Genomic DNA, 24,285 nt, shown 5'->3' with positions numbered 1-24,285 from the left:
TTGAACCGGCGGGTGCGGAACGGCCGTCGACCTCGGGGGTAGTCGGAGGTGGTCGGGGCCACGGCCGTTCGGTCCCGGAGCCGTCCCGGGCGGGGCACGACCGGGCCGCTCGGCGGTCGTGACCGGGCCACCACCCGGTACGGACCGCCCCGCCGGAACCGCCGGAACCGCCGGAACCGCCGGGCCCCTGCCCGGGCTACGCCTTCAGCAGCGCCCGGAACAGCGCCTCGACGTCCACCCCGGAGGGCAGTTCGCTGACCTGACCGTCCCCGACCTCCACCACCCACCACCGACCGGCCCCGTCCGCAGGCTCCCCGTCGGCGCGGCGGGCCAGGTCGGTGGTGACGAACCGGCACCCCAGCCGGCGGACCAGTGGGCGGACGGCGGACAGGTCGGGCTCCACCCGGTTCGCCGGGCTGTCGGGGTGCGGTCCGACCAGCACCGGTTCGCCGTCCAGCCACCAGACTCGGGCCTCCTCGGCCCGCCCGTCCGCGGCCCGGACGAACCGCTCGAAGCGGCGCACCACCAGCCCGCCCGCCAGGAACTCGCCCTGCAACTCGGTGAAGCGCGACGCCACCCGCTCCAGCGCGTCGAGGTCGGCCAGCTCGGGCACGTAGCAGGCTTCGGCCCACTCGTGCTTGCGGGACTTCACGTAATCCTTGACCACCGCGGGCCCCCGCCCGCCCAGGGCGGCGGCCGCCGCGGCCAGCGCGGTCCGGTCCCAGTCCGGGCCGGGCAGCCAGCTGCTGGCCGGGGTCAGCGACTCGAACGTCCCGTACCAGCCGGGCAGTTCATGGGCGGTCGCGTACGCGTCCGGGCCGGTCAGCAGCGGTCGGCCGAGGGCGGCCAGGGCCTCGGCGAGTTCGGCGTACCGGGCGGTGGGGATCATCCAGCCCCGGTACCAGAGCGGTCCCGGACCGGCCGGGACGCGGCGGACGGCGGCCCCGACGTCCCCGGCGAGCAGCGCGTCGTGGTCGAGCAGGAGAGGACTGCCGCCCACCGCCCGGACCGCCCCGGCCTCCCAGGCGAAATGCGGGTCCACCCGGCGGGGGAGGAGCGGGTCTGACGGAAGGATGACGGCGGGCTCTACCATGCGGCTCAGATTAGGTCCACCGATCGGTGGAGAGCCGGAAATCCCTTGGCCCCTCCCGCATTTCCGCCCCAAAACCCGATCGACACCCCGTTCCGCCCTCTGCCAGGGTGCTCGCATGCGATGGATCACAGGGCGCCGGAAACCCGGCGGCGGGCGGGTGCCCCGGCAGGCGGCGCGGACGGTGGTGCTCTCGCCGGAGGGCGAGGTGCTCCTGTTCCGGTCCGACAACTCCGAGGTCGGGCTGCACTGGAACGCCCCGGGCGGCGGCCTGGAGCCGGGCGAGTCCCCGATCGAAGGCGCCCTCCGGGAGCTGCACGAGGAGACCGGCTGGACCGACCTCCGGCCCGGCGCACTCATCTGCACCTGGGAGCACGACTTCACCTGGCACGGCACCCCGGTCCGCCAGCACGAGCACATCTTCCTGACCCACGGCCCGCGGCGCGAGCCGGGAGACGTGGCAGCGGTCCACCGGGTCGACGGCATCCTCGGCTGGCACTGGTGGACGCCGGCCGAACTCGCCGCGCCGGACGCCGACCCGCTCTGGCCGCCGAACCTGTCCAGCCTGCTCACCGCGGTCCGCGACGCGGCACCCGACCCGATCGAACCCGTCCACCTCGGCTACGTGCCCAACCCCGCCCCGGAGGGAGACGGCTGACAGCCGCCCGACTCCCGGACGGCCGCGCGGTCCGAGCCGCGACCGAACCGGTTCAGCGGATCGGGCGCCGACCCCTCCGGCGTCCACGGGCCGCCGGTACCTCGGCCTGCCAGTCACGCAGTCCGAGCTCCCGGTCGTGCACCGCCTCCGGATTGATCACCACCGACAGCAGGGCGGAACGGAGCTCCTCCGGGCCCAGCCCGGTCGAACGCTGCAACTGCTCGGTGGGCACCGACACCGCGATGGCCGGCCGCCACTCCGGCAGCACCACCTGACAGGTGCCGGACCCGAACCGCAGCAACCGCGCCGCCACCCGGCGGTCCGGCCCCCGCCCGCCCGGCCCGGCCCCTCGACCGGCCCCGGCGACCCACCGATCAGCACCCCCATCGGCACCCCGACCGGGTCCACCGACGCACCGGCGGCCCCGACGGCGACGTCCTCCGCCGGATCGGGAAACCCGTCCGGCGCCGTCGGCGCCGCCCGCACCTGGCTCAGCCGCCGCGAAGGCGCGGGCCGCCGCTGCGGACGCGCCCGACCCACCGGCCCGCCGACGCCCCAGGCCCCCGGCGACCACCCGACCACCCCGGGAGCACCCGCACCCAGCACCCGCCCCCCGTCACCCGTCCCCCGAGCACGTCCCCGCCCCGGTCCGACGCGACGCGCTCCCGCTCAGCCCGGTCCGCCGCGCCCGCCGTCCCGCGACCGTCCGGCACCGGGCCGACCGGCACCGAACCGCCCGTCGCCGCAGGCCGGTTGGCGTCCGCGTACGGCCGGTCCGACGCGTTCTGTTCGCGCGAGGTCATGGCTGCTGCCCCTCCGGATTCTGAGCTCGCCCGATCCTGCACCACCGGTGCGCATCGGGCCAAGGGACGTACGCACACACTCGATGGTTCCGCACCGAGGCGCCAAACCCGTTGCGGGCCAGGGACGCAGCGTTATGGTGGGAGGCATGTCTCTCACGTCATGCCTGCGCTGGTGGCCGTCCTAGGACGGCCGTCCCCCACGCATGACTCCAGGGCCGTCCGCAAGGGCGGCCCCGGCGCGAGCACCTCGGACGGACCAGGGCCCACCCCGGCGGGCGGCCACCGACCGCAACCGAGGAGCACCTCCCGCCATGACCACCGCCACCGACGTCCCCTCTGCCACCGCCGCCACCCCTAACCCGCTGGTCGCGGCCACCGCCGCAGGGCACCACCGCATCCTGACCGGCGACCGCCCCACCGGGCCGCTGCACCTCGGCCACTACTTCGGGACGCTCCGGAACCGGGTCGAACTCCAGGCGCAGGGGCTCGAGTTGATGATCGTCATTCCCGACTACCAGGTGATCACCGACCGGGACCGCGCCGACCGCCCCGCCGAACACGCGGAGAACCTGGTCCTCGACTACCTGGCCGCCGGCGTCGACCCGGAGCGCGCCACGATCTTCACCCACAGCTCCGTTCCCGCGCTCAACCAGCTGATGCTGCCCTTCCTCAGCCTGGTCAGCGTCGCCGAACTCTCCCGCAACCCCACCGTCAAGGACGAGATCGCCCACTCCCGGCAGTCCGCCGTCAGCGGGCTGATGTTCACCTACCCCGTCCACCAGGCCGCCGACATCCTGTTCTGCAAGGCCGACCTCGTCCCGGTCGGCCAGGACCAACTGCCGCACCTGGAAGTCACCCGCACCATCGCCCGCCGCTTCAACGACCGCTACGCCCCCCTCTTCCCCCCACCGCAGGCCCTGCTCTCCCGCGCACCCCTGCTGCTCGGCACCGACGCCGGCAAGATGAGCAAGAGCCGGGGCAACGCCATCGCCCTCGGCGCCCACGAGGACGAGACCGCCCGGCTGCTCCGCGGCGCCGTCACCGACCCCGACCGCCACATCGCCTACGACCCGGAGAACCGCCCCGGCGTCTCCAACCTCCTGTTGCTCACCGCCCTCTGCCAGGACCGGGACCCGCACGCCGTCGCCGAGGAGATCGGCAGCGGCGGAGCCGCCCTGCTCAAGCGCACCGTCACCGAGGCGGTCAACGAGTACTTCCGCCCCCTGCGGGCCCGCCGCGCCGAACTCGCCGCCGACCGCACCGTCCTGCGCGAGGTCCTGCACGCCGGAAACGCCCGCGCCAACGCCGTCGCCGACCGCACCCTCGACGAGGTGCGCACCGCGATGGGCACCTGCTGACCCCCGACCGCCCGCACCCCGTCCCGGCAGGGCGGCAGCGGCACCGCCGGGATGGGCCGTCACCGAACGGGGGATACCGTCAGCGGGCGGAACAACGGCCGCCCGTCTCCCGACCCCCTCGCCGCCCGCCCCGACGCGTCCCCGTTCGCGCTCCCCGAAGGAGTACCGGATGTCCCTGCGCCCGCTCCGCCCCGGCGACCGGGTCGCCCTCGCCGCTCCCAGCGGCGCGATCGACCCCGCCCGACTCGACCTCGGCACCGACATCGTCCGCTCCTGGGGCCTGGACCCGGTCGTCCTCCCGCACCTGCACGACACCCACCCCACGCTGCCGCACCTGGCCGGAACCGACGCCCACCGCGCCACCGACCTGCAGTCCGCCTGGCTCGACCCCGACATCGCCGCCGTCCTCTGCGTCCGCGGCGGCTTCGGGGCGCACCGGATGGTCGACCTCCTCGACTGGGACGCGATGCGGGCGGTACCGCCGAAACCCCTGGTCGGCTTCAGCGACATCACCGTCCTGCACGAAGCCGTCGCCCAGCGGCTCGGCGTCCCCACCCTCTACGGCCCGATGCCCGGCACCACCGTGTTCAGCACCGACCCCGCCACCGCCGAACACCTGCGCCGCACCCTCTTCGAACCCGCCACCACCACCGTCCTCACCGGCCCCGACGCCACCGCCCTCGTCCCCGGACGCGCGCACGGCGTCCTGATGGGCGGCTGCGCCTCCCTGCTCTCCGCCGACCGCGGCACCCCCGGCGCGCGCCCGTCCTTCGCCGGCCGCCTGCTCATCCTGGAGGACGTCAACGAGCAGCCCTACCAGCTCGACCGCATCCTCACCCAACTCCGCCGCAGCGGAGCCCTGGAGGGCCTGGCCGGCGTGGTCCTCGGCTCCTGGGAGGGCTGCGGCCCGCTCGACGGCGTGCGCGCCGTGATGCTCGACCACTTCGGCGACCTCGGCGTCCCCGTCCTGTGGGAACTCGGCTTCGGCCACTGCCCGTCCTCGATCACCGTCCCGCTCGGCGTCCCCGCCACCCTGGACGCCGACGCCGCCACACTCACCCTCGACGCACCCGTCCTCGGCACCCCTACCGGCGCGTAGGGTGCGATCCATGCACGTCGAAGGCACCCCCAGCACCGCCCCCGACCCGCCGCCACCGCGGAGCAGGCAGTGGCCCGCGCCCTCGGCCTGCTGCGCGGCCCCGGCAGCGGCACCGGACGGACCATCCTCGGCCTGGCCGGACCGCCCGCCGCCGGCAAGTCCGCCCTCGCCCGCCTCCTGATCGACGAGGTCAACCACCGCGAGGGCCCCGACACCGCCGCCTACCTCCCCCTGGACGGCTTCCACCTCTCCAACGCCCAACTCGACCGCCTCGACCTGCGCCCCCGCAAGGGCGCCCCCGAGACCTTCGACGCCCGCGGCTACCTCGCCCTCCTCCAGCGCGTCGCCACCGACCGCTTCCACGAGGTCTACGCCCCCGACTTCGACCGCACCCTCGACGAACCGGTCGCCGCCCGCCACCTCATCCACCCCCACACCCGACTCGTCGTCACCGAGGGCAACTACCTCGCGGCCCCCACCACCCCGTGGACGGACGCCCGAGCCTTGCTGCGCGAACTCTGGTACGTCGACGCGGACGAGAAGACCCGCGACGCCCGCCTGCTCGCCCGCCACACCGCCGGCGGCCAGGACCGGACGGCCGCCCGCCGCCGCGTCGACAGCAACGACGGACCCAACGCCGCGTACGTGGCGACCACCCGCGCGGCCTGCGACTGGGTGGTCCGTCCGGGCGAGTTTGCATCTGTCCATCAGTCGGCGTAGTGTCGACTAGTCGCTCGGCAGGGAGCACCGGACACGTGTCTGCGTGGACGGTCCCGGGGCGGCCAATCCCTTGAGAAACCGGTTCGGCTGATCCGTGGCGGGTCGCGTGTCTTTCGCGTCCCCGTTCGTATTCGTCGTGCGCTTTTTCGGAGATTGTGGCCGATTCGCTTTTCGGAGCGGGGATCGGCTAGAGTTTGAAACGTCGGAAGGGCCGTCAGGTCGCGGAAGACGAAAGCGAGTCGGGAAAGAGCACGAGCTCGGATCTGATAAGCTGGGAACACGAAAGAACGAAGCGCCCGGAGATGCGGTCGGAAGGCCGGTCGAAGGAAGCGTCCGTTCCTTGAGAACTCAACAGCGTGCCAAAAGTCAACGCCAGATATGTTGACATCCCCGGCCTCGACTCTGTTCGGGGTTGGAGATTCCTTTTGAAGTAAAATACTAGCGAGGACGCAGTGCGCGGGGCCGCCCTATTCCGGTGGTCGCCGTGCCGCTCTTTCGTGGAAGCATTCACGGAGAGTTTGATCCTGGCTCAGGACGAACGCTGGCGGCGTGCTTAACACATGCAAGTCGAACGGTGAAGCCCTTCGGGGTGGATCAGTGGCGAACGGGTGAGTAACACGTGGGGAATCTGCCCTGAACTCTGGGACAAGCCTTGGAAACGAGGTCTAATACCGGATACGACCTTCTCCTGCATGGGGGTTGGTGGAAAGCTCCGGCGGTTCAGGATGATCCCGCGGCCTATCAGCTTGTTGGTGGGGTAATGGCCTACCAAGGCGACGACGGGTAGCCGGCCTGAGAGGGCGACCGGCCACACTGGGACTGAGACACGGCCCAGACTCCTACGGGAGGCAGCAGTGGGGAATATTGCACAATGGGCGGAAGCCTGATGCAGCGACGCCGCGTGAGGGATGACGGCCTTCGGGTTGTAAACCTCTTTCAGCAGGGAAGAAGCGCAAGTGACGGTACCTGCAGAAGAAGCACCGGCTAACTACGTGCCAGCAGCCGCGGTAATACGTAGGGTGCGAGCGTTGTCCGGAATTATTGGGCGTAAAGAGCTCGTAGGCGGCCTGTCGCGTCGGATGTGAAAGCCCGGGGCTTAACCCCGGGTCTGCATACGATACGGGCAGGCTGGAGTGTGGTAGGGGAGATCGGAATTCCTGGTGTAGCGGTGAAATGCGCAGATATCAGGAGGAACACCGGTGGCGAAGGCGGATCTCTGGGCCATTACTGACGCTGAGGAGCGAAAGCGTGGGGAGCGAACAGGATTAGATACCCTGGTAGTCCACGCCGTAAACGTTGGGAACTAGGTGTTGGCGACATTCCACGTCGTCGGTGCCGCAGCTAACGCATTAAGTTCCCCGCCTGGGGAGTACGGCCGCAAGGCTAAAACTCAAAGGAATTGACGGGGGCCCGCACAAGCAGCGGAGCATGTGGCTTAATTCGACGCAACGCGAAGAACCTTACCAAGGCTTGACATACACCGGAAACGTCCAGAGATGGGCGCCCCCTTGTGGTCGGTGTACAGGTGGTGCATGGTTGTCGTCAGCTCGTGTCGTGAGATGTTGGGTTAAGTCCCGCAACGAGCGCAACCCTTGTTCTGTGTTGCCAGCGAGTAATGTCGGGGACTCACAGGAGACTGCCGGGGTCAACTCGGAGGAAGGTGGGGACGACGTCAAATCATCATGCCCCTTATGTCTTGGGCTGCACACGTGCTACAATGGCCGGTACAAAGGGCTGCGATGCCGCGAGGCGGAGCGAATCCCAAAAAGCCGGTCTCAGTTCGGATTGGGGTCTGCAACTCGACCCCATGAAGTTGGAGTTGCTAGTAATCGCAGATCAGCATGCTGCGGTGAATACGTTCCCGGGCCTTGTACACACCGCCCGTCACGTCACGAAAGTCGGTAACACCCGAAGCCGGTGGCCTAACCCGTCAGGGGAGGAGCCGTCGAAGGTGGGACCAGCGATTGGGACGAAGTCGTAACAAGGTAGCCGTACCGGAAGGTGCGGCTGGATCACCTCCTTTCTAAGGAGCACATAGCCGCTTGCGAGCGCATGTCTCGCACGGTTGCTCATGGGTGGAACGTTGACTATTCGGCACACACGGTGATGGACCGCCAGTACTGCCCTCCGGGGTGTGGAACGCGGCTCCTGGAGCGGGTGTGTCGGGCACGTTGTTGGGTCCTGAGGGAACGGCTTGCCGTTGTCTCATGGATGCCGGCCTCAGGCGAGGCCACCTGTGAGGGTGGTCTGGTGTGGGTGTCTGGTCGTTGTTTGAGAACTGCACAGTGGACGCGAGCATCTGTGGCCAAGTTTTTAAGGGCGCACGGTGGATGCCTTGGCACCAGGAACCGATGAAGGACGTGGGAGGCCGCGATAGGCCCCGGGGAGCTGTCAACCGAGCTTTGATCCGGGGGTGTCCGAATGGGGAAACCCGGCAGTCGTCATGGGCTGTCACCCATACCTGAACACATAGGGTATGTGGAGGGAACGCGGGGAAGTGAAACATCTCAGTACCCGCAGGAAGAGAAAACAACCGTGATTCCGGGAGTAGTGGCGAGCGAAACCGGATGAGGCCAAACCGTTGTGGTGTGAGACCCGGCAGGGGTTGCCAGAGCGGGGTTGTGGGAAAGTTCTTCAGTCGTCTGCCGGCGGCTGGGCGAGTCAGAAACCGTATGGGTAGTCGAAGGACATGCGAAAGGTCCGGCGTAGAGGGTAAGACCCCCGTAGACGAAATCTGTACGGCTCGCTTGAGCTTCTCCCAAGTAGCACGGGGCCCGAGAAATCCCGTGTGAATCTGGCGGGACCACCCGCTAAGCCTAAATATTCCCTGGTGACCGATAGCGGATAGTACCGTGAGGGAATGGTGAAAAGTACCGCGGGAGCGGAGTGAAATAGTACCTGAAACCGTGTGCCTACAAGCCGTGGGGGCAGTCCTTTTGGGGCTGTGACTGCGTGCCTTTTGAAGAATGAGCCTGCGAGTTTGCGGTGTGTAGCGAGGTTAACCCGTGTGGGGTAGCCGTAGCGAAAGCGAGTCCGAATAGGGCGCCCATAGTTGCATGCCCAAGACCCGAAGCGGAGTGATCTAGCCATGGGCAGGTTGAAGCGCGGGTAAGACCGTGTGGAGGACCGAACCCACCAGGGTTGAAAACCTGGGGGATGACCTGTGGTTAGGGGTGAAAGGCCAATCAAACTCCGTGATAGCTGGTTCTCCCCGAAATGCATTTAGGTGCAGCGTCGCGTGTTTCTTGCCGGAGGTAGAGCACTGGATAGGCGATGGGCCTTACCGGGTTACTGACCTTAGCCAAACTCCGAATGCCGGTAAGTGAGAGCGCGGCAGTGAGACTGTGGGGGATAAGCTCCATGGTCGAGAGGGAAACAGCCCAGAACACCGACTAAGGTCCCTAAGCGTGTGCTAAGTGGGAAAGGATGTGGAGTCGCAGAGACAACCAGGAGGTTGGCTTAGAAGCAGCCACCCTTGAAAGAGTGCGTAATAGCTCACTGGTCAAGTGATTCCGCGCCGACAATGTAGCGGGGCTCAAGCACATCACCGAAGTCGTGTCATTGCAGCAATACTCCCAACGGAGGCTGTGATGGGTAGGGGAGCGTCGTGTGCCGGGTGAAGCAGCCGAGGAATCGAGTTGTGGACGGTTCACGAGTGAGAATGCAGGCATGAGTAGCGATACAAGAGTGGGAAACTCTTGCGCCGATTGACCAAGGGTTCCTGGGTCAAGCTGATCTGCCCAGGGTAAGTCGGGACCTAAGGCGAGGCCGACAGGCGTAGTCGATGGACAACGGGTTGATATTCCCGTACCCGCTTTGAAGCGCCAACGTCGAACCTCTTGATGCTAAGCCCGTGAAGCCGGCCCGGAGTCTTCGGACAAAGGGACGTGGTGGAGCCGGTGACCCAACGGGGTAGTAGGTGAGCGATGGGGTGACGCAGGAAGGTAGTCCAGCCCGGGCGGTGGTTGTCCCGGGGTAAGGGTGTAGGACGTTGCGTAGGCAAATCCGCGCAACATGCGTCTGAGACCTGATGCCGAGCCGATTGTGGTGAAGTGGATGATCCTATGCTGTCGAGAAAAGCCTCTAGCGAGTTTCATGGCGGCCCGTACCCTAAACCGACTCAGGTGGTCTGGTAGAGAATACCGAGGCGTTCGGGTGAACTGTGGTTAAGGAACTCGGCAAAATGCCCCCGTAACTTCGGGAGAAGGGGGGCCATTGCTGGTGACGGGACGTGCTCCCTGAGCTGGTGGTGGCCGCAGAGACCAGCGAGAAGCGACTGTTTACTAAAAACACAGGTCCGTGCGAAGCCGTAAGGCGATGTATACGGACTGACGCCTGCCCGGTGCTGGAACGTTAAGGGGACCGGTTAGTCCGATTTCGGTCGGGCGAAGCTGAGAACTTAAGCGCCAGTAAACGGCGGTGGTAACTATAACCATCCTAAGGTAGCGAAATTCCTTGTCGGGTAAGTTCCGACCTGCACGAATGGCGTAACGACTTCTCGACTGTCTCAACCACAGGCCCGGTGAAATTGCATTACGAGTAAAGATGCTCGTTTCGCGCAGCAGGACGGAAAGACCCCGGGACCTTTACTATAGCTTGATATTGGTGTTCGGTTCGGCTTGTGTAGGATAGGTGGGAGACTGTGAAACTCGGACGCCAGTTCGGGTGGAGTCGCCGTTGAAATACCACTCTGGTCGTGCTGGATGTCTAACCTGGGTCCGTGATCCGGATCAGGGACAGTGTCTGGTGGGTAGTTTAACTGGGGCGGTTGCCTCCTAAAGGGTAACGGAGGCGCCCAAAGGTTCCCTCAGCCTGGTTGGCAATCAGGTGTTGAGTGTAAGTGCACAAGGGAGCTTGACTGTGAGACTGACGGGTCGAGCAGGTACGAAAGTAGGGACTAGTGATCCGGCGGTGGCTTGTGGAAGCGCCGTCGCTCAACGGATAAAAGGTACCCCGGGGATAACAGGCTGATCTTCCCCAAGAGTCCATATCGACGGGATGGTTTGGCACCTCGATGTCGGCTCGTCGCATCCTGGGGCTGGAGTAGGTCCCAAGGGTTGGGCTGTTCGCCCATTAAAGCGGTACGCGAGCTGGGTTTAGAACGTCGTGAGACAGTTCGGTCCCTATCCGCTGTGCGCGTAGGAGTGTTGAGAAGGGCTGTCCCTAGTACGAGAGGACCGGGACGGACGAACCTCTGGTGTGCCAGTTGTCCTGCCAAGGGCATGGCTGGTTGGCTACGTTCGGGAGGGATAACCGCTGAAAGCATCTAAGCGGGAAGCCTGCTTCGAGATGAGCACTCCCACCTCCTTGAGAGGGTAAGGCTCCCAGTAGACGACTGGGTTGATAGGCCGGATATGGAAGCCCTGTGAGGGGTGGAGTTGACCGGTACTAATAGGCCGAGGGCTTGTCCTCAGTTGCTCGCGTCCACTGTGTTGTTCTGAAACAACGACCCCCACCCTGCCACGGGTGGGTGGCGACACGTTTCACCGTGTTTCGGTGGTCATAGCGTGAGGGAAACGCCCGGTTACATTCCGAACCCGGAAGCTAAGCCTCACAGCGCCGATGGTACTGCAGGGGGGACCCTGTGGGAGAGTAGGACGCCGCCGAACAATCTTTCAAGGAAAGGGCTCCAGCCTGACGGCTGGGGCCCTTTCTGCATTTCCGGAACGGGACGGGACGGAATAGGCCGGCGGCGGCGGAGTATTGCCGGGTGGGGCGGTGCACGGCACACTGTGGCGTCATGGTCGTGGAGCAGGGCGAGGGGGCCGGTGGCAGAGCCGGGCGGGGCGACGACGACTTTCGGGCGTTCTACGAGGCGGCGTACGGGCAACTGGTGGCGCATCTGTACGCGCTGACGGGTGATCTGGGGGAAGCGCAGGACGCGGCCCAGGAGGCGTTCGTCCGGGCCTGGAACCACTGGGGGCGGCTGGTGTCGCACGAGAATCCGGTGGCCTGGGTGCGGTTGACGGGGCAGCGGATCGCGATCAGCCGGTGGCGGCGGGCCCGGACGGCGTTGCAGAGCTGGATTCGGCACGGGGACGGGCAGTCGCCGGTTCCGGGGCCCGGGCCGGAGACGGTGGCGTTGGTGGAGGCGTTGCGGCGGTTGCCGGAGGCGCAGCGGTCGGCGTTGGTGTGGCACCACATGGGGGGTCGTTCGGTGGCGGAGATCGCCGCGGACGAGGGGGTGCCGGTGGGGACGGTGAAGGCGCGTCTGCATCGGGGGCGGCAGGCGTTGGCGGGGTTGTTGGGGGAAGAGCCGGCGGCGGTCGTCGAGGAGCCGGTGGTCGCGCCGCTGCGGCCGGTTCGGGCGGCTGCCGCGGGTGAGCGGGAGCAGCGGGTGGCGGGGGCCGGCCGTGCCGAAGGGGAGTCGGTCGCGGTGGAGTTGACGGAGGGACGGGCGCGGGTGGCGGAGGACTGCGGGTCGCATGTCTAGGTCCGAGGTACCGGAGGTGGACGAGGCGGAGGACCGTCCGGCGATCGGGGCTGCCCGGTTGGAGGCGATGTTCGACGGGCTGCGGCGTGAGGTGGTGCTGGGGGTCCCGGTGCCGGAGAGCACGGAGGTGGCCCGGCGGGGCGCGCGGCGCAAGCACCGGCGGCGGATGGGTGCGGTGGCCGGGGCGGGGGTGCTGGGTGCCGCGGTGCTGTGGACGGCGGTGGCGGTGGCGCCGTTGCAGGGTGGGCACGGGGCGGCGGGGGTGCCGGTGGAGCAGTCGGCGTTGCCGCGTCCGAAGGAGACGGTGACGTTGGCGCTGCCGTTGCCGCCGCTGCCGTCGGCGAGCGGGAGCGGGAGCACGGGTGCGGGGGCGTCGGCTCCGGCCTGGGAGTTGCTGCCGCTGGCGTCGGCGGAGTCGGAGGTACGGGCGTTGGCGCTGGGGGCGACGCGGATGCCGAGCGTGCTGGGCGGGTACGGCCCGTGGACGGCGGTGTCCCCGTCGGCGAGTGCCGCCGGTGCGTCGTCGCCCTCCTGGTCCGCGCCAGCCTCCGCGTCCACCTACGCCTCCGTGTCCACCCCCGTGTCCGTTTCCGGGCCGTCGCGCTCGGCACCGGCATCCGCATCCGCCTCGGCGTCGGCGTCCGCGCAGTGGGGGGCGGGGTTCGGGACGGGGTGTGTGTCAGGCCTGGTGGCGTCGGCGGGGGCGGTGCGGGTGTGGGGGGAGGCGTACACGGACGGTGGGGACCTGGAGGCGTCGGCGCACCAGTACGTGTTGGGTTTCCGGACGGTGGCGGATGCGGAGGTCGCCGGGGCCCGGCTGTTGGCGGGTGGGGAGTGCGTGGGGTCGGGCGCGGGCTGGGCGGTGGAGGAGCGGTCGATCGGGGTGGCGGCGTTGGGGCTGCGGCAGCCCTCGGTGGTCGCGGAGGAGGTCGCGGTGCACGTCCGGGGGTCGATGGTGGCGGTGCTGACGGTGTGTCGGGGCGGGCGCGGGGTGGTGCCGGAGGTGGGGTTGTCGCAGGCGTTCCGGGCCTCGGCGGCGGAGTTCCTGTCCTTGGGCGAGCCGGTGGCGGGGACGGAGACGACGATCGTGCCGGTCGGCTGAGCGACAACAGCGGTGGCGGCGCCGGACGGACAGCGGGGAGAGGATGGGAGGTTTCGAAAAAAGTTCGGGACCCCGTGCAACCCCCCTGCTGCGGGCGGCGTTGGAGTGGTGGGACCGTCGCCGTGCGGGTGGCGGTCGCCGGGGGCGCTGGACCGGACGGCCGGGGCGGAACAGGGGACCGCCCCGCCCGTCCGGTTCGGCGCCGGCCCGGCGGGACGAGGCCGTGCCGAGCCGTGGGGCTCCCGGTCCGAGGTCGGAGGGGAGCGGCGTGGGGGTCGAGGCGGTGGGCGTGGCGGCCGGGCCGGATGTCACGGAGCTGCGCGGTCGGGCGGTCGAGCCCGGGCCGCCGCCCGGGGCGGGGATGGTGGTGTGCGAGAACCTGGTGCGCGTCCGCCGTTCCGAGGGGGTCGAGGTGCAGGCCCTGCCGGGGCTGCACCCGGTGGTCGAGGACGGCGAGTTGATCGCGCCGGCGAACGCGAACTCCCCGGCGCTGCTGCCGGCGGACGAGCCGACGGAGGTGCTGCGTCCCGAGCGGGGCGAGCCGGGCGTGGCGTACGCGGTACTGGACCGGGTGGGCCGGTTGCCGCTGCCGGCGGACTCCGCGGAGGCGTTGCGGCTCAGCCGCCGGGTGCGGTTGGCGTGGGAAGAGGACCACATCGCGGTGTGGCGGGCCGAGGAAGAGGTGCACGGATGAGTGGTGGCGCGATGGTGGTCGTGGAAGACGTGCACCGGACGTTCGGGGAGGGCGACCGGGCGGTGCACGCGGTGCGCGGGGTGTCGTTCACGGCGCGGGCCGGGGAGTTGACGGCGCTGCGCGGGCGGTCGGGTTCGGGCAAGACGACGCTGCTGAACCTGGTGGGCGGGCTGGACACGCCGTCCGCGGGGAGGATCAGCATCGCCGGGACGGACCTGGCGGGGCTGGACGAGGCGGGCCGGTTGGAGCTGCGACGGGACCGGATCGGCTTCGTGTTCCAGTCGTTCGGCCTGATCTCGGTGCTGACGGCGGCGGAGAACGTCGGGGTGCCGATGCGGCTGCGCAGGGTGGCGGTGCGGGAGCGCGAGGAGCGGGTCCGGACGCTGCTGGCGATGGTGGGGCTGGCGGAGCACGCGGAGCAGCGGCCGACCGAGATGTCGGGCGGTCAGCAGCAGCGGGTGGCGGTGGCGCGGGCGCTGGCGAACGAGCCGGCGCTGCTGATCGCGGACGAGCCGACCGGGCAGTTGGACTCGGAGACCGGTCTGGCGATCATGCAGTTGCTGCGCGCGGTGGTGCGCAGCGAGGGGTGACGGCGCTGGTGGCGACGCACGATCCGCAGTTGATGGAGCTGGCCGACCGGGTCCTGGAGCTGCGGGACGGCCGGATCGTGGAGCCGTAGGCCCGGAGGGGCGGAACACCCCCTCCGGGCCGTCGGCTCAGCTGGTCCAGAGGGCGCGGACCTGGTCGGCGATCCGGCGGCCCTGGGCCCGGCCGGCTTCGGCGGAGGGGGTGCGGACGGCGGTGTCGAGCGGGTTGGGGCCGGCCGCGGCGAGGGAGTCCTCGTCGGGGGAGACGGCGAGGACGCGCTGCCCGGCGGCTTCGAGGCGGGCGAGTTCGGCGGCGAGGAACAGGTCGACGATCGGGGCGAGGACCAGGACGGTCCGCTCGCCGGTCATCAGGTCGGCGTTGTTCGAGCTGCGGACGCCGCCGTCCATGTAGGGGCGGCCGCCGATCTCGACGGTGGGCCAGATGCCGGGGACGGCGCAGCTGGCGGCGACCGCGTCGACCAGGGGGACGCCGCTGTGCCGGTCGAAGGTGCGGGGTTCGCCGGTGCCGGCGTCGACGGCGGTGAGGGTGAGCGGCCAGGCGGGCCAGTCGTGGCCGGGGAGGCGGCCGGCGATGACGGCGCGCCGGTCGGCGGCCGGTACGGTCTCGGCGGCGAGGGCGAACTCGCCGACGCGGCGGCGGAGTTCGGCGGGGTCGGTGATCTCGGTGACCAGCTGGTGGAAGGTCTCGAAGAGCGCGCCGACGGTCTCGGCGGGCGGGACGAGCTCGTGGTTCTGGGCGGCCGGGTCGGTCTGGCGGCGGTAGAGCTCGGCGAGCGGGAGGCCGGAGGCGAGCTGTCCGGCGACGGTGGCGCCGGCCGAGGTGCCGAGGACGTGGTCGGTGGTGGCGGGGAGGTCGAGTCCGGCTTCGGCGAGGCCGTGCAGCAGGCCGGTCTCCCAGGAGATGCCGGCGAGGCCGCCGCCGCCGAGTACGAGTCCGCGCATGGTGGTTCCCCCTCGGGTCGTTCGCTGACCCCGGCATTGTGACCCAATCGGCGGCGGCGGGCGTCAAGAAGTCGTCAATTCTCCGCCCGGGCCCGTCTGATCAGCGGATATTGCGATCGCGGACCGTAGGCTCGGAGCATGGTGCACACGGCCCGCGGCAGGCTGCGGATCTACCTCGGGGCGGCCCCGGGCGTCGGCAAGACCTACGCCATGCTGGCCGAGGCGCACCGCCGGACCGGCCGCGGCGCGGACGTGGTGGTCGGCTTCGTGGAGACCCACGGCCGGGCCCGCACCGCCGCGCTGCTGGACGGGCTGGAGACCGTCCCGCGCCGGACGGCGACCCACCGCGGCGCCGAGTTCACCGAGCTGGACCTGGACGCGGTGCTGGCCCGCGACCCGGCGGTCGCGCTGGTCGACGAGCTCGCGCACACCAACGTCCCGGGCTCGCGCAACGCCAAGCGCTGGCAGGACGTCGAGGAACTGCTGGCGGCCGGGATCGACGTGGTCTCCACCGTCAACATCCAGCACCTGGAGTCGCTGGGGGACGTGGTCGAGGGCATCACCGGCGTCCGGCAGCGGGAGACCGTCCCGGACGAGGTGGTGCGCCGGGCCGAGCAGATCGAGCTGGTCGACATGTCCCCGCAGGCGCTGCGCCGCCGGCTGGCGCACGGCAACGTGTACGCGCCGGAGAAGGTGGACGCGGCGCTCGCGCACTACTTCCGGCCCGGGAACCTGACCGCGCTGCGCGAGCTGGCGCTGCTGTGGACGGCCGACCGGGTCGACGAGTACCTCCAGCGCTACCGGGCCGAGCAGGGCATCCAGGGCACCTGGCAGGCCCGGGAGCGGATCGTGGTCGGCCTGACCGGCGGCCCGGAGGGCGCCACGCTGATCCGCCGGGCGGCCCGGATCGCGGCCCGCAACAGCGCGGGCGAGCTGCTGGCGGTGCACATCTCGCGCTCCGACGGGCTGTCCGGCTCCTCCCCGCGGGCGCTGATCGAGCAGCGGGCGCTGGTGGAGAGCCTCGGCGGCAGCTTCCACCCGGTGCTCGGCGACGACCCGGCGGCCGGGCTGCTGGACTTCGCGCGCGGCGTCAACGCCACCCAGATCGTGATCGGCACCAGCCGCCGCAAGGTCTGGCAGTACGTGTACGGGCCGGGCGTGGGCTACACGGTGACCCGGGACTCCGGGGACATCGACGTCCACATGGTCAACCACGAGCACGCGGCGCGCGGCCGGGGCCGGCTCCCGATCCGCCGGGTGACCGACCTGGGCCGGACCAGGACGGTCGCGGGCTGGGTGATCGGGGTGGCCGGACCGCCGCTGCTGGCGCTGGCGCTGACCCGCACCGGCGGGCCGGGGCTGTCCACCGAGATGCTGCTGTTCCTGTCGCTGACGGTGGGCGCGGCGCTGGTGGGCGGGCTGTTCCCGGCGATCGCCTCCGCACTGGTCTCCTCCTCGGCGCTCAACTACTACTTCGCGCCCCCCGTGCACACCTTCACCATCGCCCAGCCGGAGAACATCGCCGCGGTGGTGATCTTCGCCGCGGTCGGCATCGCGGTCGCCACCGTGGTCGACCTGGCCGCCCGGCGCAGCCACCTCGCGGCCCGGGCCCAGGCCGAGGCGCAGACGCTGTCCGCGCTGGCCGGCACGGTGCTGCGCGGCGCGCCCACCGGCGAGGGGGTGCTGACGGCGCTGCTGGAGCAGGTCCGGGAGACCTTCCAGCAGGAGGCGGTGGCACTGCTGGAGCGCACCGACCCGCCCGGTCCGCACGGCCGGTGGCAGGCCGCCGCCGCGGTCGGGCCGCGGCCGCCCGCCGGGCCGGAGCAGGGCGACGTGGACGTCCCGGTCGGCGACCGGCTCGCGCTGGTGCTGCGCGGCCGGGTGCTGCCCGCCGAGGACCGGCGGATGCTCGGGGCGTTCGCCAACCAGGCGGCCGTCCTGCTGGAGCGCCGCCGGCTGGCGGGGGAGGCCGCGGCGGCCCGCCGGGAGGCCGAGGGCAACCGTATCCGCACCGCGCTGCTGGCCGCCGTCTCGCACGACCTGCGCACCCCGCTGGCCGGGATCAAGGCCGCGGTCTCCTCGCTGCGCGCCGAGGACGTCGAGTGGGACCCGGAGGACGAGGCCGAGCTGCTGGCCGGGATCGAGTCCGGCGCGGACCGCCTCGACCACCTGATCAACAACCTGCTGGACATGAGCCGCCTGCAGACCGGCACCGTCACCCCGCTGCTGCAGCCCACCGACCTGGACGAGGTGGTGCCGTTCGCGCTCGGCGGCGTGCCGCCCGGCAGCGTGCGCCTGGACGTGGCGGAGTCGCTGCCGATGGTGCGGGCCGACGCCGGGCTGCTGGAGCGGGTGCTGGCCAACCTGGTGGAGAACGCCGTCAAGTACGGGCCGTCGCAATCACCCGTCCTGGTGAAGGCGGACCTGCTGGAGCGGGACGGCCGGGTCGAGCTGCGGGTGGTCGACCGCGGCCCGGGCGTCCCCGAGGAGGCCCGGGAGCGGATCTTCGCCCCGTTCCAGCGCTACGGCGACGCCCCGCGCGGCGCCGGGGTCGGCCTCGGCCTGGCGGTGGCGCGCGGCTTCGCCGAGGCGATGGGCGGCACCGTCACCGCCGAGGACACCCCCGGCGGCGGACTGACCATGGTGGTCTCGCTCCCGGCCGTCGAGCTCCCCGCCGCCGGACCCCCGGCCGTCGAGCCGCCCGTCGCCGAACCGCCCGACCGCGCCCCCCGGAGTCCCGACGGGGGCTCCCCCGACAAGCGAAAGGCCGGTCCCGCATGACCCGGGTCCTCGTGGTGGACGACGAGCCGCAGATCGTCCGCGCCCTGGTGATCAACCTCAGGGCCCGCAAGTACGAGGTGGACTCCGCGCACGACGGCGCGAGCGCGCTGGAGCTGGCCGCCGCCCGCCACCCCGACGTGGTGGTCCTCGACCTGGGCCTGCCCGACATGGACGGCGTCGAGGTGATCCGCGGCCTGCGCGGCTGGACCAGGGTGCCGATCATCGTGCTGTCCGCCCGGCACGCCTCCGACGAGAAGGTCGAGGCGCTGGACGCCGGCGCCGACGACTACGTCACCAAGCCGTTCGGCATGGACGAACTGCTGGCCCGGATGCGGGCCGCCGTCCGCCGGGCCGAACCGGTCGCCGCCGGGGGCGAGCCGGTGATCGCCACCGAGGGCTTCACCGTCGACCTGGCCGCGAAGAAGGTCAACCGCCAGGGGGCCGACGTCCGGCTCACCCCCACCGAGTGGCACCTGCTGGAGGTGCTGGTGCGCAACTCAGGGCGGCTGGTCAGCCAGACCCAGCTGCTCCAGGAGGTCTGGGGACCGGCCTACCGCAAGGAGACCAACTACCTGCGGGTCTACCTGGCGCAGCTGCGCCGCAAGCTGGAGGCGGACCCCTCGCACCCCCGGCACTTCATCACCGAACCGGGCATGGGCTACCGCTTCGAGCCGTGACCCGGCCGCGGGTCGGACCCGCGGCCCTGCCGCCCGGCACCGGCGAACCGGTACCCTTCCGGCATGAGTGGTGACAACATCGGCGACCAGTTGCAAGGCCGTTTCCGCCGCATGCTGAGCCGGTTGACCTCCTCCTCCGAGGAGCTGGAGGCCGAGGAGCTGCGGCAGGACACCGCGGAGGCGGGCTGCACCCCGATCGCCGCCTGCGGTGACCGCGAGGTCGTCACCGTCGCCGGCACCCTGCGCACCGTCACGCTCCGCCCGCGCGCGGGAGTGCCCGCGCTGGAGGCCGAGCTGTTCGACGGCACGGAGGCGCTGGACGTGGTGTGGCTGGGCCGCCGCTCGATCGTGGGCATAGAGCCGGGCCGCCGCCTGATCGCCAGCGGCCGGATCAGCCACGCACGCGGGCGCCGCGTGCTCTTCAATCCCCGCTACGAGCTGCGTCCGGTGGGACACGGGAACGAGTCCGCGTGAGCAATGAGGCGACCAGGGTGACCGCGCACGGTCCGCAGGACGAGGAGCGGCCCGGCGGGTACGGCCCGGCCGGCGGGTACGGGCAGCCGGACGGGCCCGGGCCGGCCGGTGCCGAGCCGGAGCGCGACGCCTCCAAGGAGGCCGCCGAGACGGTGCTCAAGGCGTTCGGCGGCATCCGCGGCATGATCGACATGACGCTGCCGGGCCTGGTGTACATCGTCGCGTTCAACATCACCCACAAGGTGCCGGTGGCCGCCTGGTCGGCGCTCGCGCTCTGCGCGGTGTTCGTGGTGGTCCGGCTGGCCCGCCGGGAGACCATCCAGCACGCCTTCTCCGGCGTGTTCGGCGTGGCGATCGGCGCCTGGATCTCGATGAAGACCGGCAAGGCCGAGGACTTCTACCTGCCGGGCCTGCTGTGGAACGTCGGCTACTGCCTGGCGCTGGCGGTCTCCGCCCTGGTGCGCTGGCCGATGATCGGCCTGATGCTCGGCCCGATCACCGGCGAGATGTTCACCTGGCGCAAGCAGAACCCGGGCCGGCTGGCCGCCTACACCAAGGCGACCTGGGCCTGGGTGCTGATCATGGCCTGAAGCCGGTGATCCTCTTCCCGCTGTACTTGGCCCACAACATCAACCTGCTGGGCTGGCTGAAGGTCGCGCTCGGCATCCCGCCGTTGCTGCTGGCGATGTACGTGACCTGGCGAATCCTGCTGACCGCGCCGCCGCCGATCAAGGCGGAGCCGGACGAGGAAGAGCCGGAGAAGTGACCGGAGGGCCCCGCGCACCGCGCGGGGCCCTCCGTCGTCACGGGAGCGGGTCAGCCGGCCAGCAGCGTCTCCAGCTCCTCCTCGCGCTCCTGGGCGGCGACGAACAGCAGCTCGTCACCGGCCTCCAGGGTGTCGCTGCCGCCGGGCACCAGCACCCGGCCCTCGCGGATGATGGTGACCAGCGCGGTGTCCACCGGCCAGGCCACGTCGCCGACCCGGGTGCCGACCAGTTCGGTGTCGGCGGCCAGGGTCAGCTCGACCAGGTTGGCGTTGCCCTGGGAGAAGCGCATCAGGCGGACCAGGTCGCCGACGCTCACCGCCTCCTCGACCAGCGCCGACATCAGGCGCGGGGTGGAGACCGCGACGTCCACGCCCCAGGACTCGTTGTACAGCCACTCGTTCCGCGGGTTGTTCACCCGGGCGACCACCCGCGGCACGCCGTACTCGGTCTTGGCGAGCAGCGACACCACCAGGTTGACCTTGTCGTCACCGGTGGCGGCGATCACCACGTGGCAGCGCTGCAGCGCGGCCTCGTCCAGCGAGGTGATCTCGCAGGCGTCGGCGAGCAGCCACTCGGCGAGCGGGACGCGCTCCACCGAGATGGAGTTCGGGTTCTTGTCGATCAGCAGGACCTCGTGGCCGTTCTCCAGCAGCTCCCCGGCGATCGAACGGCCGACGGCTCCGGCTCCGGCGATGGCGACGCGCATCAGTGACCAGCCTCCTCGGGGCCCTTGGCGAACGCCGCCTCGACCGCGGTCAGTTCGTTGCGGCGCAGCATCACGTGGATCAGGTCGCCCTCCTGCACCACCATCTGCGGGGTGGGCAGCACGCCCTCGCCGACCCGGGTGACGAACGCCACCCGGACGCCGGCGGCGGCCTCCAGGTCGGCGAGCCGGTGGCCGATCCAGTCCGGGGTGAACGCGACCTCGGCGAGCTGCACGGAGCCCGACGGGTCCTGCCAGACCGGCTCGGCGCCGCTGGGCAGCAGCCGGCGCAGCATCTGGTCGGCGGTCCAGCGCACGGTGGCGACGGTCGGGATGCCCAGGCGCTGGTAGACCTCGGCGCGGCGCGGGTCGTAGATGCGGGCCGCGACGTGCTCGACGCCGAAGTTCTCGCGGGCCACCCGGGCCGCGATGATGTTCGAGTTGTCACCGCTGGAGACGGCGGCGAAGGCGCCCGCCTCCTCGATGCCGGCCTCCTTCAGGGTGTCCTGGTCGAAGCCGACGCCGGTGACCCGGCGGCCGTTGAAGCCCGCGCCGAGCCGACGGAAGGCGGTCGGGTCCTGGTCGATGATCGCGATCGAGTGGCCCTGTTTCTCGAGCGCTCTGGCGAGGGCGGAGCCCACGCGCCCGCAGCCCATGATGACGATGTGCACGCGCCTACCTCACCCGATTCGTTGGGGTCATGACCTGCGTAAACACCGCTCATCGTCCTTCCGTGCCCCCGATTGGGGGAGCCACTTGTCGGCCGCGCCTGTGATCCGACGCGAGGGGGCAACCCGGTGTTGCCCGCAAACCCTTCTGTCGACACGCTAGCCGGTCCGCCGAACACAGTCGCGAGCAAGGTGGCCCCGCGCGGCATCGGGTGCCACCCGGAGCCCTTACGATTCCTTGCTGTGCCTATGCCTGCTGACCTACCGAAACGCATCCTGATCGGGCGTGCGCTGCGCAGCGACAAGCTGGGGGAGACGCTGCTCCCCAAGCGGCTCGCCCTGCCGGTGTTCGCCTCGGACGCGCTCTCCTCCGTCGCCTACGCGCCGGAGGAGATCCTGCTGACGCTGTCGCTGGCCGGCGCCTCGGCGATCCACTTCTCCTGGCAGATCGGCGTCGTGGTCGCCGTCGTGATGCTCGCGGTGGTCGCCTCGTACCGGCAGAACGTGCACGCCTACCCGAGCGGCGGCGGCGACTACGAGGTCGCCACCGTCAACCACGGGCCGAACTCCGGCCTGGTGGTGGCGAGCGCGCTGATGGTCGACTACATCCTCACCGTGGCGGTGTCGACCACCTCGGGCGTGGCCAACGTGGTGTCGGCGGTGCCCGCGCTGCGCGGGCACGAGCTGGGGCTGTCGGTGTTCCTGGTCGTCGTGCTGATGGGGATGAACCTGCGCGGCGTGCGCGAGTCCGGTTCGGCGTTCGCCGTGCCGACGTACGCGTTCATGGTCGGTGTCATCGGCATGGTGGTCTACGGCCTGGTGCGGCACTTCGGGTTCGGCACGGAGCTGCCCGCCGAGAGCTCCGCGTACCACCTGGAGGCGACGCCCGGCAACGGCTCGCTGGCCGGGTTCGCGCTGGTGTTCCTGCTGCTCAAGGCGTTCTCCTCGGGCTGTGCGGCGCTGACCGGCGTGGAGGCGATCTCCAACGGCGTGCCCGCGTTCCGCAAGCCGAAGAGCAAGAACGCGGCGACCACGCTGCTGATGATGGCCACCATCGCCGTGACGATGTTCATGGGCATCATCTACCTGGCCCACCTGACCGGCACGCAGATGGCCGAGAACCCGGCGGAGCAGCTGGTCGGCGCGCCGGCCGGGTACCACCAGAAGACCGTGCTGGCGCAGATCTCCGAGGCGGTGTTCTCCAACTTCACGCCCGGCTTCTACTTCGTCGCGGCGACCACCGGCCTGATCCTGGTGCTGGCCGCCAACACCGCGTTCAACGGCTTCCCGGTGCTCGGCGCGATCCTCGCCCAGGACCGCTACCTGCCCCGGCAGCTGCACACCCGCGGCGACCGGCTGGCGTACTCCAACGGCATCGTGCTGCTGGCCGGTGCGGCGATCCTGTTCATCGTGGCGTTCGACGCCGACCCGAACCGGCTGATCCAGCTGTACATCGTCGGCGTCTTCGTGGCGTTCAACATGAGCCAGTCCGGCATGATCCGGCACTGGACCAGGCTGCTGCGCACCGAGACCGACCCGAAGAAGCGCGCCCACATGCAGCGCAGCCGGGCGATCAACGCCTTCGGCCTGGTGATGACCATGGCCGTGCTGATCGTGGTCCTCGCCACCAAGATCGGCCACGCCTGGGTCGCGATCGCCCTGATGGTCGTGCTGTTCGTGATGATGAAGGCGATCCGCCGCCACTACGACCGGGTCAGCGCCGAGCTCAAGGCCGCCGAGGAGCCCGAGGACTTCACCCCGCCGACCCGGGTGCACGCCATCGTGCTGGTCTCCAAGCTGCACAAGCCCGCGCTGCGCGCCCTCGCGTACGCCCGGCTGGCCCGGGCCCAGACCCTGGAGGCCGTCACCGTCAACGTCGACCCGGCGGACACCGCGGCGCTCCGCGAGGAGTGGGACGAGCGCGGCCTCGACGTGCCGCTGAAGGTCCTCGACTCGCCGTACCGCGAGATCACCGGGCCGGTGCTGGAGTACGTCAAGAACCTGCGCCGCTCCAGCCCGCGCGACGTGGTCGCGGTCTACATCCCCGAGTACGTGGTCGGCCACTGGTACGAGCACCTGCTGCACAACCAGAGCGCGCTGCGGCTCAAGGGGCGGCTGCTGTTCAAGCCCGGCGTGATGGTGACCTCCGTACCCTGGCAGTTGGAGTCCTCGGAACGCCGCAAGGCGCCCAAGGCGTGGTCCGCGCCCGGCGCGGTCCGCCGCGGCGAGCTGCGGCGGCGGCCGGCCCCGCCCGCCGAGCCGGGCGCCGGCGCGGCCGGCGGGGCCCGGGCGGGTCGGACGCCGCGCCGCGCGACTGAGCGCCCGCGCGGCCCGTCCGGCCTCCCGATGGCCTTCAATGGGCCCGTGGCGGACCGTTCCCGGTCCGTCGCGGGCCGCCGTGTCTGCCGCACGGCGCCGCGCTCCGTCCGTGCGTCCGTCCGCTTTTCCGTCCGTGTCCGCGTCCCACCCGCCCCACCCCGCTCGTGATCCGTCCCCGCACCGCTGTCTCCCGTAAGGAAGCGACCCCCGTGACCCGCAACAACCCGCCCCGCTCCTCCGGTCGCCAAGGCCGGCCCGGCCGCACGTCCGGCGCCAAGCCGGGGCAGGTCGCGCACCCGCGCTGGAGCAGCCGGCCCGCCCGGCCCGAGGCCACCGACCGGGAGGGCAACACCGCCCGCAGCCTGCCGCCGGTGCCGGGCGAGGCAGCG

At 70.6% G+C, this 24,285-nt stretch carries 18 protein-coding genes, 3 rRNA genes and 1 pseudogene; 17 read left to right on the top strand and 5 right to left on the bottom strand.

Annotated features, from left to right (window positions below):
- Positions 1-196 precede the first annotated feature (196 nt).
- Complete coding sequence (locus tag QMQ26_RS12390) at positions 197-1,093, bottom strand: ATP-grasp domain-containing protein (RefSeq protein ID WP_282205738.1); 897 nt, start codon at positions 1,091-1,093, stop codon at positions 197-199.
- Between the two features lie 115 nt (positions 1,094-1,208).
- On the opposite strand from QMQ26_RS12390, the gene QMQ26_RS12385 reads away from it, so the two are divergent.
- On the top strand, positions 1,209-1,748 hold the full coding sequence (locus tag QMQ26_RS12385; protein ID WP_100838192.1) for an NUDIX hydrolase: 540 nt from the start codon (positions 1,209-1,211) through the stop codon (positions 1,746-1,748).
- A 52-nt stretch (positions 1,749-1,800) separates the two neighbouring features.
- Here the strand turns inward: QMQ26_RS12385 and QMQ26_RS12380 are convergent, their stop codons facing one another.
- Entirely contained in the window at positions 1,801-2,049 is a 249-nt protein-coding gene (locus QMQ26_RS12380; protein WP_282205737.1) for a hypothetical protein, read from the bottom strand.
- A gap of 813 nt (positions 2,050-2,862) precedes the next feature.
- Here QMQ26_RS12380 and trpS point away from each other — a divergent pair.
- The 10 genes and pseudogenes from trpS (at position 2,863) to QMQ26_RS12330 (ending at position 14,636) form a co-directional block, all read left to right on the top strand.
- Positions 2,863-3,909, top strand: coding sequence for a tryptophan--tRNA ligase (trpS, locus tag QMQ26_RS12375; protein WP_282205736.1), 1,047 nt, complete (start codon positions 2,863-2,865; stop codon positions 3,907-3,909).
- Positions 3,910-4,078: 169 nt separating this feature from the next.
- On the top strand, positions 4,079-5,008 hold the full coding sequence (locus tag QMQ26_RS12370) for a S66 peptidase family protein (protein WP_282205735.1): 930 nt from the start codon (positions 4,079-4,081) through the stop codon (positions 5,006-5,008).
- 69 nt (positions 5,009-5,077) lie between these two features.
- Positions 5,078-5,728 carry a nucleoside/nucleotide kinase family protein gene (locus QMQ26_RS12365; RefSeq protein ID WP_282205734.1) on the top strand — a complete coding sequence of 217 codons (651 nt, stop codon included), beginning with the start codon at positions 5,078-5,080 and terminating at the stop codon, positions 5,726-5,728.
- 506 nt (positions 5,729-6,234) lie between these two features.
- A 16S ribosomal RNA gene (locus QMQ26_RS12360) occupies positions 6,235-7,751 on the top strand.
- Between the two features lie 280 nt (positions 7,752-8,031).
- A 23S ribosomal RNA gene (locus QMQ26_RS12355) occupies positions 8,032-11,140 on the top strand.
- A gap of 80 nt (positions 11,141-11,220) precedes the next feature.
- Positions 11,221-11,337: ribosomal RNA gene (gene rrf, locus QMQ26_RS12350) — 5S ribosomal RNA — on the top strand.
- The 16S, 23S and 5S rRNA genes sit together here, the layout of an rRNA operon.
- A 131-nt stretch (positions 11,338-11,468) precedes the next feature.
- Complete coding sequence (locus tag QMQ26_RS12345) at positions 11,469-12,161, top strand: SigE family RNA polymerase sigma factor (protein ID WP_282205733.1); 693 nt, start codon at positions 11,469-11,471, stop codon at positions 12,159-12,161.
- Positions 12,154-13,263 (top strand): hypothetical protein, encoded by a 1,110-nt coding sequence (locus QMQ26_RS12340; RefSeq protein WP_282205732.1) that lies wholly within the window; start codon positions 12,154-12,156, stop codon positions 13,261-13,263. Before QMQ26_RS12345 ends, QMQ26_RS12340 begins: the two co-directional genes overlap by 8 nt.
- 268 nt (positions 13,264-13,531) lie before the next feature.
- Positions 13,532-13,957, top strand: a complete 426-nt coding sequence (locus tag QMQ26_RS12335) for a hypothetical protein (RefSeq protein WP_282205731.1) — start codon at positions 13,532-13,534, stop codon at positions 13,955-13,957.
- Positions 13,954-14,636: pseudogene (locus tag QMQ26_RS12330) on the top strand (ABC transporter ATP-binding protein). The gene QMQ26_RS12335 and the pseudogene QMQ26_RS12330 overlap by 4 nt, the downstream one beginning before the upstream one ends.
- Positions 14,637-14,673: 37 nt before the next feature.
- On the opposite strand, the gene QMQ26_RS12325 reads toward QMQ26_RS12330, so the two are convergent.
- On the bottom strand, positions 14,674-15,507 hold the full coding sequence (locus QMQ26_RS12325) for a patatin-like phospholipase family protein (protein ID WP_282205730.1): 834 nt from the start codon (positions 15,505-15,507) through the stop codon (positions 14,674-14,676).
- A 138-nt stretch (positions 15,508-15,645) separates the two neighbouring features.
- Between QMQ26_RS12325 and QMQ26_RS12320 the strand changes: the two genes are divergently transcribed.
- The 5 genes from QMQ26_RS12320 to QMQ26_RS12300 all read left to right on the top strand — a co-directional run bounded on the left by QMQ26_RS12320 (position 15,646) and on the right by QMQ26_RS12300 (position 20,205).
- Positions 15,646-18,288, top strand: coding sequence for a sensor histidine kinase (locus QMQ26_RS12320; protein WP_282205729.1), 2,643 nt, complete (start codon positions 15,646-15,648; stop codon positions 18,286-18,288).
- Entirely contained in the window at positions 18,285-18,965 is a 681-nt protein-coding gene (locus QMQ26_RS12315) for a response regulator (RefSeq protein WP_100836173.1), read from the top strand. The genes QMQ26_RS12320 and QMQ26_RS12315 overlap by 4 nt, the downstream gene beginning before the upstream one ends.
- A 63-nt stretch (positions 18,966-19,028) precedes the next feature.
- The gene (locus QMQ26_RS12310; RefSeq protein WP_282205728.1) at positions 19,029-19,439 is read left to right on the top strand and encodes an OB-fold nucleic acid binding domain-containing protein; all 411 of its coding nucleotides are present in this window, start codon (positions 19,029-19,031) and stop codon (positions 19,437-19,439) included.
- Positions 19,436-20,029 carry a DUF3159 domain-containing protein gene (locus QMQ26_RS12305; protein ID WP_282205727.1) on the top strand — a complete coding sequence of 198 codons (594 nt, stop codon included), beginning with the start codon at positions 19,436-19,438 and terminating at the stop codon, positions 20,027-20,029. Before QMQ26_RS12310 ends, QMQ26_RS12305 begins: the two co-directional genes overlap by 4 nt.
- Before the next feature lie 5 nt (positions 20,030-20,034).
- Complete coding sequence (locus tag QMQ26_RS12300; RefSeq protein WP_282205726.1) at positions 20,035-20,205, top strand: DUF3159 domain-containing protein; 171 nt, start codon at positions 20,035-20,037, stop codon at positions 20,203-20,205.
- 50 nt (positions 20,206-20,255) lie between these two features.
- Here the strand turns inward: QMQ26_RS12300 and QMQ26_RS12295 are convergent, their stop codons facing one another.
- Both QMQ26_RS12295 and QMQ26_RS12290 read right to left on the bottom strand, forming a co-directional pair.
- On the bottom strand, positions 20,256-20,912 hold the full coding sequence (locus QMQ26_RS12295) for a potassium channel family protein (protein WP_100836170.1): 657 nt from the start codon (positions 20,910-20,912) through the stop codon (positions 20,256-20,258).
- A complete protein-coding gene (locus QMQ26_RS12290; RefSeq protein ID WP_100836169.1) occupies positions 20,912-21,580 on the bottom strand; it encodes a potassium channel family protein in 669 nt (222 codons plus the stop codon). The genes QMQ26_RS12295 and QMQ26_RS12290 overlap by 1 nt, the downstream gene beginning before the upstream one ends.
- 246 nt (positions 21,581-21,826) lie before the next feature.
- On the opposite strand from QMQ26_RS12290, the gene QMQ26_RS12285 reads away from it, so the two are divergent.
- Entirely contained in the window at positions 21,827-24,064 is a 2,238-nt protein-coding gene (locus tag QMQ26_RS12285; RefSeq protein ID WP_282205725.1) for an APC family permease, read from the top strand.
- Positions 24,065-24,285: the final 221 nt, after the last annotated feature.

This window comes from Kitasatospora fiedleri, from assembly GCF_948472415.1.
Classification (GTDB): Bacteria; Actinomycetota; Actinomycetes; order Streptomycetales; family Streptomycetaceae; genus Kitasatospora; species Kitasatospora fiedleri.
Note: the sequence above shows the minus strand (reverse complement) of the source record. Positions and strands in the feature narration are given on the sequence as shown.

Excerpts from the sequence above, each read along its gene's own strand:
- QMQ26_RS12390 (WP_282205738.1), bottom strand. The coding sequence starts at position 1,093 with ATGGTAGAGCCCGCCGTCATCCTTCCGTCAGACCCGCTCCTCCCCCGC.
- QMQ26_RS12385 (WP_100838192.1), top strand. The coding sequence starts at position 1,209 with ATGCGATGGATCACAGGGCGCCGGAAACCCGGCGGCGGGCGGGTGCCC.
- trpS (WP_282205736.1), top strand. The coding sequence starts at position 2,863 with ATGACCACCGCCACCGACGTCCCCTCTGCCACCGCCGCCACCCCTAAC.
- QMQ26_RS12370 (WP_282205735.1), top strand. The coding sequence starts at position 4,079 with ATGTCCCTGCGCCCGCTCCGCCCCGGCGACCGGGTCGCCCTCGCCGCT.
- QMQ26_RS12345 (WP_282205733.1), top strand. The coding sequence starts at position 11,469 with ATGGTCGTGGAGCAGGGCGAGGGGGCCGGTGGCAGAGCCGGGCGGGGC.
- QMQ26_RS12340 (WP_282205732.1), top strand. The coding sequence starts at position 12,154 with ATGTCTAGGTCCGAGGTACCGGAGGTGGACGAGGCGGAGGACCGTCCG.
- QMQ26_RS12325 (WP_282205730.1), bottom strand. The coding sequence starts at position 15,507 with ATGCGCGGACTCGTACTCGGCGGCGGCGGCCTCGCCGGCATCTCCTGG.
- QMQ26_RS12320 (WP_282205729.1), top strand. The coding sequence starts at position 15,646 with ATGGTGCACACGGCCCGCGGCAGGCTGCGGATCTACCTCGGGGCGGCC.
- QMQ26_RS12315 (WP_100836173.1), top strand. The coding sequence starts at position 18,285 with ATGACCCGGGTCCTCGTGGTGGACGACGAGCCGCAGATCGTCCGCGCC.
- QMQ26_RS12310 (WP_282205728.1), top strand. The coding sequence starts at position 19,029 with ATGAGTGGTGACAACATCGGCGACCAGTTGCAAGGCCGTTTCCGCCGC.
- QMQ26_RS12295 (WP_100836170.1), bottom strand. The coding sequence starts at position 20,912 with ATGCGCGTCGCCATCGCCGGAGCCGGAGCCGTCGGCCGTTCGATCGCC.
- QMQ26_RS12285 (WP_282205725.1), top strand. The coding sequence starts at position 21,827 with ATGCCTGCTGACCTACCGAAACGCATCCTGATCGGGCGTGCGCTGCGC.